Consider the following 14358-nt stretch of genomic DNA (forward strand, 5'->3'; position numbering starts at 1 on the left):
AATCGTATGGCTCATTTTTTTCCTCTCCCTTTCTGCGTAACGAAAGGACTAAGTTCCCCCCGGCCCGATTGTAGTAGCCGGCAATTCAATAGCCTTTTTGGATTTTCGAACCTGAAACACTTCTTTCCACGACGCGCCAAGTCCGTACGCAGCCTGGCGTTTTACCTTGTTTTTCTCTGCACTGCAAGCTACGGTCAATGCCCTTCGGCCATCACGACCAGCGCACCTGTGGTAACCGCTGCCAGTTGCCCGTCTTCGGGCCAGATACTGGTCCATTCGAGTGCTGAAACGGAACCCTCGGCAACCTACCAGATTATTTCCGGGCCGGCCGCGGGCGGCTACCAGACCACCGCCCAAAGCTCCAACAATTTCAGCGGTCTGCCAGCCGGCAGCTATACGGTCCGGATTACCTGCGGTATGGTTACGGCCGATGTAACTGCTACTGTCGCCGATGAATATACGCCTTTGAACCTGACGCCCGCGGTTACCAATGTGTGTGCAACCAGCGGCGGCGGCGGCGGCAGCAGTGGTGGGGGTGGGGGAGATCCGGGAGGCCGCGTGGGCGCCACCACCAACGCGGGGGCGATCATCACGGCCACGGCCACGGGCGGCAAAGCACCGCTTACGTATGCATTCCTGTTATCGAACAATGCTGCCGAGCCGGATGCCAACTTCACTTACAGCAGCTCCAATACATTTACCGCGCCGTCTTTTGGTGTGTACCAGGTGCGTGTGAAAGATGCATGCAACAATTTTGTGACGCAATCCGTGGATGTGCAGCCGCTTTACCCGGCGGCAAAGCTGAAATTGGGAGATTACGGTTTTCAATGCACAGAGACACAGTATTACACCAACAAACTGGTAAGAGTATCGGATGGCACACAGATCGACCCGACCGGCGCCGGATACCAGGTTGAGCTATGGTACCTCGCTACCGGGGCGCCTTGCACAATACCTGCAACGCCCGCCGACCAGACCATCTCCGTCAACAGCGCCAGCAACTTGCAAACCATCACTTTTCCGGCCACTGTCGATGTGCTACTGGTGAGGACTACATCGGTTTGCGGGGAACAGCATGTCGAATGCATTCCTGTCAAGAAGCCGGCGGTGGTCTCTTACGGTTTTGTGCATGTAGGGTGTTCTGCGACCGATGACGTCAACCTGGCGTTGGACATCCAGGGCGGCAGCTGGCCGTATAATGTTACCGTGCAGGGATTTGACGCCGGCAATAATGCCGTTGCGGGCACCAGTACCTCATTTACCTACTCCACCTCCGGGAGCCTGGTAACAGTTGCGCCCGCACACCACTATACATATGTAGTTACCGACGCCTGCGGGCGCACGACGACGAAAACAATATACACGCCAACACCCGGTGATGCACCGCAAGTAACGTGGTTTGGCACTTATATGAACTGCGTCAATGCGGCTGGGGCGATGAGTGTCAGCGTGGAAGTGAACGGATATATCCCCAATCAGGATTTCTCAAATATCAAGCTGGTCAACGCGGCTACCAATGCATTTGTAGCCAACGCATCTGACTACGGAGTATTCAACGGGGCCATTTATTTCAGTAGTATCCCGGCAGGTAGTTACAAGGTAATTTTCACCCCGGTCGATACGTCGTGTCCCCCCAGCGAGGCACCTTTCACAATTCCATCCAGCTCGACCGGACTCGTATTTGCGCTCGACGGTACCACTACCCAGCTTTGCGGCGGGGCAGGTACGATTAGTGCTGATTTAAGCTATAACGGCAACCAGCAGGTAAGTTTCCAGCTTTTGCAAGGCACCACAGTGATCTCTTCCAATGCGTCGGGAAGCTTTACAAACCTGGCGCCCGGTACCTACACCTTGAAGGCCATTGTGGATATGTCCTCTTGCGGCAAGCCTAACATGGAAGCGACCAAGGACCTGACCATTCAGCCGGAGGGCTCACTTCCTGTTGTCGTAAAGAAGCTGGGTATCAACTGTACGGCCAGCACGGCAACCGGCATTGCTATTTTTGAATTCTCCGGCTTCGGGCCTTTCCTGCTGGAAATGAAGAAGGTAACCGAAAGTACCTACACGGTTATCGGCAGCGCAGTGCCTAACAACTACACGGCGGAAGGTTTGGCGGCAGATACGGATTACGATGTCCGCATTACCGACCAATGCGGCAAGACCTCGGTCACCCAGGTGTCTGTCAAACCGCTGGTAGCAGTGTATGTGACCAACTCAGCCCAGCCATGCCTCGACCAGCCCTACACATTGAGCGCGGAGGACATTACCAATGCGAGCTATTCGTGGACATTCAACGGCGGCCCGGTCATCGCGACATCAAAGGATATCGTCTTTGGTACTTACACGGCTGCCAACAATGGCACCTATCAATGCACCATCACACTCGGCGACTGTATTACAAAGGTATTGACCATAAACCTGAACAGTATCAATTGCAGCCAGCCACTGGCTAAATCCGGGTTGGGGGATTATGTGTGGAAGGATACCAATCAGAATGGTATCCAGGATGCAGGTGAAAAAGGGGTGGGCGGCATTACCGCCACGTTGTATGGACCTGACGGAACAACCGTTTTGGGTACGACCACCACTGATGCCAGCGGCTTTTATAGCTTTCCGAACCTGACTGCCGGCTCGTATGTGGTAGGTTTCAGCGGCCTTCCATCGGCCTACCTGTTTTCTTCCGTTGTTGGCAATGTAAACGATGCGAATAACAGTGATGCGGACGGAACGAGCGGAAAAACACCGGTAATCAGCTTGGCAGACAACGAATTCAATATGAAGATCGATGCCGGTATTTTTTACTCGCTGCCTGTAACGCTCATCAGTTTCGAGGCCAGGGCATTGGATCACGGCGCCCTGCTGACCTGGTCGACCGCTACCGAGACCAACAGCGATCGTTTCGAGATCGAACGGAGCGCCAACGGGAAAGCCTGGACGAAAGTAGGTACCGTGCGCTCACAAGGAGAGAGCAATACGGTCCGCGCGTATGATTTTACCGACAGCGCTCCGTTAAGCGGCGATAACTTCTACCGCCTGCGCATGGTCGACTCGGACCTGACATTCGCATTCAGCCGTATCCAGCATGTATTTTATGGAACCGCCCAACGTGTGACGGTTTACCCGAACCCGGTATCGGATGTGATTTATGTAAGGGGAATTGACCAGGAAGGAGTAAAGGAAATTTCCCTGTTCAACTCGAAAGGGGAGCGGGTTCTCAAATCAGGTCGCGCCGCTATGCGGGGCATCGATGTCGGACACCTGCCCGCGGGCCTGTACACCGTTGCAATCAAAGGTGTAGATGGTAACGTGAAGGCTTTCAAGGTTTTAGTTTCAAAATAATCAGAACTCTCACATAATCAACAATCAAACATGGGTCTTTTATCATTTATCAAAGGAGTAGGACAAAAAGTATTCAACAAACAGGATGCTGCCATACCGGAACGCGAGGCGGAACCGCTTCGGGCAAGCGCGCTGCTCGCGCACGTGAAGTCGCTGGGACTGGCCTACAACAACCTGGCAGTAAAATTGTCCGGCGATACCGTCATTTTGGAAGGCGAAGTCGCCAAGCAGGAGGATGCCGAGAAAATCGCGCTGGCGGTTGGTAATGTGGAGGGGGTAGGCCTGGTCGATAGCCGGCTGCATGTGGCCACTCCCGCTCCGGCGGCAACATATCATACGGTTGAAGCCGGCGACACCCTTTCCAGGATCGCGCTGAAAGTTTACGGCGATATGCACAAGTATCCTGTGATATTTGAAGCCAACAAGCCTATGCTTTCCGATCCGGACCTGATTTATCCTGGTCAGGTTTTACGTATTCCTGCTTTGTAAGTATCTGAAAGAACCATTGGAAGCACTGCAAAAGTACTTCCAATGGTTTGATCAATCGGAAATCCGGATCTCCATGGACATCTATTTAGCCAGCAGTATGAGACGCGAGCAGCTGGCCCACCAGCTGATTCAAATGGCCGTTCGCGAGACGGACTTCCGCGAAAAATCCCAAACCGCGCAGAAGCCGCCGGCCGGTGGTAATCAGGCAATGGAGGATCTTCATAGCCAAAATACCCGCCAGCTGCGCGAAATCATCGCGGAAATCGGTTGGCCGACCCGCTCAAAAGTCGGGGAGCAAGCCAGCGATGCGGCCTGGTTTATCGTCCAGCATGCTATCGGAGAACCTGCTTTCATGCGGGGGTGCTATGCATTAATGCAGCTCGTCGAGTCCGACATCAACCCGGTGAGCCTGGCTTACCTGCACGACAGGATATGCTATTTTTCCGGCCGTCCTCAGCGCTATGGTACCCAAAGCGACGGCAACCGTCTGTATCCGGTAGAAGATACTGATTCGCTCAATTCGCTCCGGGCAGGTTTGAAGCTGCCGCCTATCCCTGAAAGTAGGATTCATACAGCCGGCGAATGTGCCAATGGCAAAGCAATGCAGGATTTGCACACGGATCCCATATTTAACGCATGGCGAAAAAAGGTGGGCTGGGTTTAGCCGGGCCAATCAGTTTTTATCATCAACCGGCGAATCGCTGCCCTGATCATGGAAAAGCGCTCAATATTTATTTTAAACCTATTTGTGAAAACCATTCTTTATCTGCTCATCAGTCTGTTGTTCATTATGTGCTACATCGAGCGGCAAAAGTCCAGGGAATCTGCACCGACGAAAAGCACCGCACGTAATCAGGTCACTCATACCGGCACCGGACTGGACAAAACAAAACCCAAACAATAGCAAATGCCTGCAACGGCGCATCACTTTTAATACGTTAGAAAATGGATCTCGAAATTTTAAAGGCCCAGGTATGGGCGCTGGCCACGGCATACGGGGGCAAAATAGTACTGGCGATACTGGCTTTCATTATCGGAAGAGCGATTATTGGCAAGGTAGGCTCGCTGCTGAGCGGATTCATGGAGAAACGCAAGGTCGACAAGGACGTTCAACCATTCCTGAACTCGCTGTTGGTGGTGCTGCTGAACGTCATGTTACTACTTTCGATTGCTGGCATTGTCGGAATCGAGACATCCTCGTTTGTTGCCGTGCTGGGTGCAGCCGGACTGGCCGTTGGTCTGGCCCTTCAAGGTAGTCTGGCCAATTTCGCGGGCGGGGTGCTCATTTTAATCTTCAAACCCTACCGTGTCGGCGACCTGATCAGCGCGCAGGGCTTCACCGGAATCGTGGAAGGCGTACAGATATTCAATACTGTCCTGGTGACGCCTGATAATAAGACGATCATCCTGCCCAACGGATCGCTTTCTACATCACCTATTACCAATATTTCCGGCAAAGGGGAAATTCGGGTGGATATGGTATTTGCTGCGGGTAGTCAAAATGGTGTTGACAAAATTCGGGAAGCGCTGGACATTGTCGTAAAATCCTGTCCATCAGCTTTAAAGGACAGGGGGCACGACATCTTCGTTACCAAACTTACAGAAAACGCCATCTTTTTTGATGTGCGTGTCTGGACTTGCAGCAGCACCTATTGGGATACCTATTATTTCGTCCATGAAGGTGTAAGCCGCCAGTTCGGGTTGGATAATGTACAGCCGCCAAAACCAGCCGAGCTTGGCGTGGCTTTACGGCAACTTTGACAATACGCCATTTATCATGTCAAAACTCTTTTTTGATGTTTTATTTGATCGTACTGATCGTCGGGATTTTCCGATCCAATCTCTTCGCGACGGGGGACTGGCTCAGGCCGCTCACCAGCAAACTGGCCACCTTCATTTCTGCCGGCATCAAAGTGTTTTTTTTTCGCTGAGAAACCCGCGGTGTTGTAATGAGCAGGTCGATCGTAATTTGCATATTGACATATAGGCGGTTTGAGGCCAGCGATTTGATACAATCGTTGAGTTCGTGATCACCGAAATCATCGGGTAAGTATGCATCGATTTTTTCCCGGAAGAAATGGATGATGTTGCCAATTTGATGCTGGTAGTCAAAAAGAATAAGCTTGCAGTTCAAGTATACCGACCTGATCTTTTTAATAGCGCTGATAATTACTTTGTTGGACATATCCCCGGCCCTGAGGAAAAAATAGGTATAACACTCGACGGCGCTCTCCATTGACAGATCGGGAAGTAAATCAAATTCTGAAAACGTGCATCCGGGCATCATTGGTTGCATAGCGGATTTGATGCCCGATCTGAACATGGGGCGGCTATCTACAATGATGATCTGATATTTTTCTTCGGTGAGATGGCTTTTCATTTTCCTGCAATAGTATTTATATGAACGATGTCGCGGTGATCAGATCAATGGTGGATATCCGTCGATTTTATCAGGCCCAAATTGTCGCTTTATTTTCAGATACAGGGGGGAGATAATTGTCATTTCGGTGCGGTTATTTTTTGCGGGATAAATAAATACATTTAAGACAAACAGTGCTTTCCGGCAGATCTTGCAGCAGGCCTCAACTGCGCTAGACTCCCGGTATTTGTATCCTTTCGGAATGGTAGAAAATCTTGCCTATCTGGTAGGATTTTCGTGTTTCTGGCCTGTTTTGAGCAGTAATGCGTTGAATGCGAATCAGCTGTCCGGTATGTTTGTGACCATCCGACGGGAAGTCGCGATGGTCGGTATCACAAATTATTGCGCTAGATCGTGTTATGAATTCGGAAGGCAGGAGGCTGATCCTGATTATTGAAAATAGTATTAATCCACACAATCTGGGGCGGGATATAGCAGGGAATAACTTCCATGTAATAGAAAGCAATGGCGGTGCAGAAGGTCTCTCACTGGTGCGGCAATTAAAACCCGATTTGGTCATATGTGATATTTCCAGTTCGTCGGTTGGCGGGATGTCGATCTGTGCGGAAATAAAGTCTGATGCAACGACAAGCCATGCATCCGTCATTTTACTGGGACCCGTTTCGCAGCAAATAGACGGGCTTCGAGCCGGTGCGGATGATTATATTTCCTTGCCATTCGATAGCCATGCGCTGGGATTAAAAATAGAAAACCTGATTCGGCTACGCGATGCAATGCGTGGTAAAGTGGTACAGGAGATGTCGTCTCAATCCGAATCGAAGGAATTGAACGACCAGTTCCTTAAAAAACTGGAACAACTCGTCCTTGAAAATATAGCCGATCCTGATTTTGGCGTCCATGAAATGGCATTCCAAATTGGCATTAGTGTTTCCGTTCTCTATCGTAAGCTCCGATTGCATACGGGCATCACTGTGAACATATTCGTTAAGACAATTCGAATGAAAAGGGCTATGAAATTATTGGAGACAGGAATTTATCCCGTAAATGAAGTGGCTGCCGCCGTAGGCTATGAGGATAGCAAGTATTTCAGCAGGGAATTCCGAAAATCTTTCGGAAAAACGCCCGCGGAAGTGAAACGAGGCACTAAATGAAATAAGCCCGATAACTACACTAATATACACACTAAGCCTTTGCCGGATTCCGGCCGACGTTGAGTAAGAAGATCAGCCTCCCGGATTTGCGGGAGGCCTGATTTGTACCGTTGGCTGATGGTATGCTCTTTTAACTCATTCGGGGTTCTCCCGAACACCTTTCTGACAAGAAAAGCCTACTATTTAGCTAAGATTTCCACCTGCCTCAATCGAATTAAGTTTGGACATTTGTCGTAGAAATATTTCAAAATACCTCCACTGTTAGAATTAATTCCACGGTAAACGATCCGGGAAACCTTAGCTGCGCTATGCTACACTATGTCATTTTCATTTCCTGACAACAGGCAGAACGATTTCGCACCGGTTGGATAAGACCGCGTAACTGAATCGGACCGGGGCAATGGACCCGTTTCGGGGCGAGCATATCCTCCCGGCCGGCAATGCCATGCCCAAAAAATCCAAAATCAATCCATTCAACTTAACGTGCTGATTATGAATAAATAACAAAAGAAGGAGAGAAGTGTAAACCATTTATGGACAATTGAAAACTATTTTATGAAACGAAATGTACAAGTTGCCGCCATCGCACTTGCTTCTGCAATGCTTACGTGCTTTGGCGCACGTGCGCAGGCACCCGGAGGGGTTTCGCCGGCGGTCTGGTACCGGGCCGACGCTCCCGGTTCCGTATTTTCGGATGCAGGCTCCACAGCCGCGTCCAATAACACCACCGTTCAGCAATGGAATGAAGCAGGCGGGACAGGCAGAAACCTGATCCAGGCCACGGCCGGCGCACGGCCGGTTTTTTCCAACAGCTCCGCGCTGGCTAATTTTAACCCCACCGTCACTTTCGACGGCAGTAACGACTTTCTGCAATTCAATGCGGGTACGGGTGTGAACCTGATCGACAGGGCAAATGGCAGCATCTATGCCGCCGGCTATGTCAACAAATTGAAGCAGAGTGGATTTGCCGGATTTCATGCATCGATGGACTATCCGGGCCTGCATATTTTTGGCAGCAACAGCAAGCTGCTGTTTTTCACCGGGGGGCCGGGCTACCAGGGATTGAGTGCCGCTGCCTACACCGCTGGTATGTTCTTTTCAGCCGGCTCGGGATGGCAGAACGGCGCTGGTACGAATGCATCGTACGCCGCCGCGACCGTGTCGCTCAACGGTACACGTACCGACTACAACGGTAGCCAGCTCTACAATGCCAATCTAAGCACCGGCGCGCGTGATTTCCGTATCGGGGCCGACAACAACTACGGCGCATTCAGCGGCCAGCTGAATGAGGTACTGGTATTTGAGGATAAGCTGACGGCGGACCAGATGGATCGGGTCGAGACTTACCTGGCTATCAAATACGGAACCACTTACGCCAACGGAACGCGGGATTATAAAAATTCGGCGGGTAACGTGGTTTGGAGCGCTTCCGCAAATGCAGGTTTACAAAACAACGTTGCGGGTATCGCCAACGATGGCGTATTGCAGCAAAAACAATCATGGAGCACAAACCCCGGACAACAAGTGCTGATCGGTACTACGGGCTTAACGAATACGAACGCAGGTAACTCATTAGCGCTGAACGCAGGGCAATATCTGATATGGGGCGACAATGGCCTGGCCAAAGTGCCAACCGTATCTACCACTGCATTTCCGTCGGTATCCCATCATTTTCAGGCGATTTGGAAAGTGCAGAATTCAGGATCGGTGGGTACAGTTCGTGTGGCCTGGCCAAAAGGTCTTAAAAGTCTCAGCCTGATCCAAAGCAGCGATCAGACTATCGGTGCAGGAGATGTGCTGACACCTTTGACGGCCGAAATTACCATCAATGGCGTCGTTTATAACTACGTGGATGTGACGCTGGCCGATGGTCAGTATTTTACATTTGCGGCCAAAGTGCCGGCCCCCGGTGGTGTCACCACAGGTTTGACCCAATGGTATCGTGCGGATGAAGGCTTAGCGAAAGTCGGAGGCGACGGTAGCAATGTTACGACCTGGACGGATTTTGCAAGAGGGACTGTGTCCGGTAAAATTGCAACAGCGCCGGTTCCGGTTTTCAAACAGGGCGCAACAAACTATTTCAATTTCAATCCGGGTGTGAATTTTACTGCAATCCAACAAATGTTGGGGAACATTACTACCCGAACTTTGGAAAATACATCGTTCGATATTTTCACGCTGACCAAAGAAGGAATGAGCGGAACGAGGTATTTCAACATTGGTATGAATAACACCTCATTCGGCGGTGCCAACTGGGATCAGCCCGGACTCTATGCCAGCGGCAACATAGCTACCCGAAACAGCACGGGTGGTGGACTGGGCATTACAAATCCGGGTAACATTGCATTTTCTACCACTATACCAAGTATCATGTACCATACTTTCACCAATACTTCTGTCAGGAAGGGCGTGAACGGTGCGGGCCTGGGTACACAATATAATGTTTCGGCAAGAGGGCAGATGACCGGCGGGCATATTTTCGGCTCCAACGGAGGTACCAATCCTCCCGGGGGTGATGACTGGGGCTTCACCGGTCATATTGGAGAAGTGGTTATCTATGGTGGCGGAAATTTGACTGCGGCCGAAAGAAACCGGGTAGATAGCTATCTGGCCATCAAATATGGTATTACATTGCCGGCAGGTGTAAATTATCTGAACTCCAATGGGAACGTTGCGTGGGATGCGACCGCCAACAGTACCTATCACAACAACGTGGCAGGTATAGCCAGTGATGAGTCATCCGCATTGAATCAGAAGCAAAGTATCAGCGTAAATAAAGGGCAGCAGGTTATAATTTCGACCACCGGCCTCACTGACACGAATGCTGGAAACGGAACTTCACTTGCTGACGGACAGTATTTGATCTGGGGCGATAATGGATTATCTAAGACGCTTTCCGCATCGTTTAATTTTGCCAGTGTCCCCACATTGAATTTACGTTTTGCGGCCATCTGGAAAGTACAAAATACGGCAAATACAGGAACAGTGCGTGTGGCATGGCCGTCGGGAATTCCAGCACTTACGCTTATTCAAAGCAACGACGCTACCATCGACGATACGGACGCCAGAACAGATATGACCGCCAATTCAGTATCTGTAAATGGTGTTTCTTATAACTACGCCGACGTAACCCTGAGTAATGGTCAATACTTCACTTTCGCAGGGTTCGTTTCCGGACCAGGTAATGTAGCTTCGGCGGCATGGTATCGGGCAGATGCAGCAGGTCAGCAGTTTTCTGACGCGGGCACAACCGTGGCAGCAGATGGACAGTCCCTGCAACAATGGAATGAATACAAAGGCACCGGATACAATCTGGTGCAGGCGAGCGCAGGAAACAGACCAACGTTCTCGAACACCACAACGCTGGCCAATTTTAATCCAACAGTTACATTCCCCGGCAGCCAGTGGATGCGGTACACCGCTCCCACAGGGGTAAATGTGATAGATCGGGCAAATGGTTCAATTTATGCGGCAGGGTATCTTAACAGCCTAAAAAATGTTGGCTTTGCCGGCTTCCATTCTTCCATGGATTATCCCGGGTTGCACACTTATCCTTCGGGTGGTAGCTATAATCTGTTGTTCTTTACAGGAGGGCCGGGTTATCAGGGTTTAAGTGGTAATAGTTTTGTGAATAAAAATTACTTTACCATCGGGTCCGGATGGCAGAATGGTGAGGGCAGCACCGCGGCTTATGCAGGCGCTACCGTGTCATTAAATGGCAACCGCACCGTTTTCTCCGGTACCAACCAGATTCAGAACGCCGTCATCAACAATGCTTCCCGGGATTTTCAAATCGGCCAGGACGACAACCATGGCGCGTTGAATGGGCAGTTGAACGAAGTGGTTGTATTTGAGCAACGACTTTCCGAGGATGAAATGAATCGGGTTGAAACCTACATGGCGATCAAATATGGCACAACCTACGCCGCGGGTACAAAAGATTATGTCAACTCATCTTCCGGCGTTGTGTGGGCAAATGCCGCCAACAATGGCTATCATTCCAACATTGCAGGTATTTCCCGTGACGACATGGGTTCCTTGTATCAGAAGCAGTCATGGAGCACCAACCCCGGCAGGCAGGTTTTGATCAGTACCACAGGTCTGGATAATACAAATGCCGGCAACACAGGTGTACTTTCCAACGGTCAATACCTGATCTGGGGTGACAACAATCTCGCAAAAGCGCCAACGGTTGCTATCGCAGGAATCGGTGATGTCAACTACCGCTTTGCATCGATCTGGAAAGCTCAAAATACGAACGGTGTTGGGACGGTAAGGGTTGCATGGCCTAAGGGGTATGCCAACCTGAAGCTGATCCAAAGCGGGGATGCAACCATCGATGCATCGGACGTAATAACAGCGATGGAGAACAGCCAGGTTGTGAACGGGATAGAATATGCCTACGCCGATGTCACAATAGCGAACGGCCAGTATTTCACCTTTGCCGCATTTATCCAGGCACCGGGTGGTGTAACCAACAACCTGAGCTACTGGTACCGGGCTGACAAGTTTGCCGACGCCAGCGGTGACGGGGCGGATGTCAACTCATGGACCGACTTCACATCGGGTACCATATCTGCACAGTTGGGTGAGAATGCTTTGCCCAAGTTAAAAAATGGCGAGGCTACTTATTTTAATTTCAACCCTGGAATCAACTATACGGCAGGTGCACAGGCTTTGGGGAATTTGAATGTACAAACAGTTACAGCCTTAAATTTCGACATCTATACTTTAACGAAAGAGAATTTAAATTCTGGTGGGGCCAACTCGAGGGTGTTTAGTTCATTGGTAGATAATGTCACAACCACGGGAGGCATCAGGCATTGGGATGGGATTGGCTTGAATGAAAATGGGACACTCGAGCGTGTCAACGCTAGCCGTAATGCAAGTTATTTCGCAAACCCGGGTGTCAACTATGCCTCAGGCAGTCCTAGTATCATGTATAACACTTTCACAAACACAACAAGCGGAAAAGGCTTGAATGGTGCAGCAACCGCTATTTCGTCCCCTCATACGGCGAACGGTCCGGTTACTGGTGGGCATGCAATTGGTTCTACCCAGTTTTCAAGTAATGGTAGCGACAATGCAGGCTTTATCGGACACATAGGTGAAGTGGTTATTTACGGCAATGGCAACAATAGTGCAGCCGAAAAAAATAAAGTTGAGTCTTATCTGGCTATTAAGTACGGTGTAACGCTTAGTAATACAAACAATTACACCACGTCGGCAGGCACAGTAGTCTGGGATGCAGCAGCCAACAGCGGCTATTACACCAATGTGGCGGGTATCGGTAAGGACTTCATTTCTGCATTGGAACAGAAGCAAAGCCGCAGCCAGCATGCCAACACCAACAACCAGGTGATCATCGGGCTGGGGGACATCGCCGCGACCAACGCTGCCAATACCGGTACATTGTCGGACGGGCAGTTCCTCGTATGGGGTGATAACGGCAATACCCAGGCGATGACCAACACGGCCGGTACTTACACCGCATTCGAATATGAGGGCAGCGCCAACAACGCGCGCCGCATGAACCGTATCTGGAAAGTACAGAACACCAATGTGGCCGGTGAGTTGCTGATACGTTTCCCGCAAGCTTCGGTAGGTACTACCACGCTGGCCAACGACGCGTGCGCAGGTTATGTGATCCTGTTCGCGTCCGACGCTGCGTTTTCGTCCAACGTGACGGCGGTACCCGTAACTTTGAATGGCACAGACTATGAAGCCACTCACAGCTTCCCGAATGGCGCGAGCTACTTCACATTCGGCAAGGTAACACCGATCACCACGGGCACCGTGTATCTGCCGGCGGTAGTGGAGGAAACCACCGAGTACAACGACAACTGCGGTACCGGCGCATGGACCTACTTCCGCAATAGCGCCGACGCTTCGCTGAAACTGCTCGCAACGTCGGGTCTGCCTGCAGACGTGCTCAATAACCTCACGGTGAAGATTACCCCCGAAGGCGTAACCTACACGGATGGCACCAAAACGACCAGCCTGATGCCGCGCATTGCATCGATTACCAATAGCTCCGCTACTCCATTCACAGGAGCCAAAGTACGGATCTATTACAGCGCATCCGAACTGGCTGCTACGCAAGTTCCGGGCGCTCAGGTGAACGCATGGTTCAAGTATGAAGGATCAGCGGAAGACGTCATCGCGAATGTGTACGGTTCCGGCGTGCTTGACGCAAGCAAGGCCGTCCAGCTGACACCTAACGCGAGCGGCGTGGAGGATGGGGTGAACTACGTGGAGTTCCATAACATTTCTTCACTTTCTTCATTCGTGTACCTATCGACGACCTCCGAAACGGCATTGCCGGTTACGCTTACTTACTTCAAGGCAGCTAAGGAAGGTGGCATAGCCAATCTGGCCTGGGCTACTGCCGAAGAGGCGAATAACAAGGGCTTCGAGATCCAGCGCAGCGCAGATGCACGCAGCTGGCATGTCATCGGGTTTGTGGAAAACCAAACCGAAGGTGGTAACAGCAAGGGTGCGTTGAGCTATGATTTCAAAGACGCGTCACCGATGGCGGGTACCAACTACTATCGTCTGAAGCAGATCGATCTCGATGGAACTTATGCGCATAGTTCTGTCGTGGCACTCCGGTTCGACGTTGTGAAAGGTGCATTGTCCGTGTACCCTAACCCGGTAGTCAATGGAAGATTGTCACTCAATCTGCCGCATGCCGGCACGTACAAGGTGTCGATCTACAATGTCGCCGGCGTGGAAGTGATGCAAGCCAACCAGTCGGGTGACAGCCTGGATATCCGTAATCTGCGCGCAGGCCTGTATGTGGTCAGGATCGTGTACGCAAATGGCGAGAGTCACAGCAAGACATTTGTAGTGAAATAACAAAGTGTGCTGGGGTAAGTAAAAACAGTATCCGAAGTTTTCGGATACTGTTTTTTTTATTAACCATTTGATAGCCTTTCACTACGCTCTACCGCACTATATTCGTTGTCAGGGATACCACCCTTTTGGGCAAAAATGCGA

At 50.8% G+C, this 14358-nt stretch carries 7 protein-coding genes; 6 read left to right on the plus strand and 1 reads right to left on the minus strand.

The window, feature by feature from the left end; genetic code table 11:
- The first annotated feature begins 6 nt into the window (after positions 1-6).
- The 4 genes from H144_RS33650 to H144_RS0130090 all read left to right on the plus strand — a co-directional run bounded on the left by H144_RS33650 (position 7) and on the right by H144_RS0130090 (position 5589).
- Positions 7-3339, plus strand: coding sequence for an SdrD B-like domain-containing protein (locus tag H144_RS33650; protein ID WP_084600060.1), 3333 nt, complete (start codon positions 7-9; stop codon positions 3337-3339).
- Between the two features lie 30 nt (positions 3340-3369).
- On the plus strand, positions 3370-3828 hold the full coding sequence (gene lysM / locus H144_RS0130075) for a peptidoglycan-binding protein LysM (RefSeq protein ID WP_019945851.1): 459 nt from the start codon (positions 3370-3372) through the stop codon (positions 3826-3828).
- A 73-nt stretch (positions 3829-3901) separates the two neighbouring features.
- The gene (locus H144_RS0130080; RefSeq protein ID WP_157505252.1) at positions 3902-4492 is read left to right on the plus strand and encodes a DUF6624 domain-containing protein; all 591 of its coding nucleotides are present in this window, start codon (positions 3902-3904) and stop codon (positions 4490-4492) included.
- Positions 4493-4773: 281 nt separating this feature from the next.
- Entirely contained in the window at positions 4774-5589 is an 816-nt protein-coding gene (locus H144_RS0130090; RefSeq protein ID WP_019945854.1) for a mechanosensitive ion channel family protein, read from the plus strand.
- Positions 5590-5629: 40 nt separating this feature from the next.
- Here the strand turns inward: H144_RS0130090 and H144_RS0130095 are convergent, their stop codons facing one another.
- A complete protein-coding gene (locus H144_RS0130095) occupies positions 5630-6208 on the minus strand; it encodes a transcriptional regulator (protein WP_019945855.1) in 579 nt (192 codons plus the stop codon).
- Between the two features lie 398 nt (positions 6209-6606).
- Here H144_RS0130095 and H144_RS0130100 point away from each other — a divergent pair, with 398 nt between their 5' ends.
- Entirely contained in the window at positions 6607-7359 is a 753-nt protein-coding gene (locus H144_RS0130100; RefSeq protein WP_019945856.1) for a helix-turn-helix domain-containing protein, read from the plus strand.
- Between the two features lie 555 nt (positions 7360-7914).
- On the plus strand, positions 7915-14217 hold the full coding sequence (locus H144_RS0130105; RefSeq protein WP_019945857.1) for a T9SS type A sorting domain-containing protein: 6303 nt from the start codon (positions 7915-7917) through the stop codon (positions 14215-14217).
- Positions 14218-14358: the final 141 nt, after the last annotated feature.

This window comes from Dyadobacter beijingensis DSM 21582 (assembly GCF_000382205.1).
GTDB lineage: Bacteria > Bacteroidota > Bacteroidia > Cytophagales > Spirosomataceae > Dyadobacter > Dyadobacter beijingensis.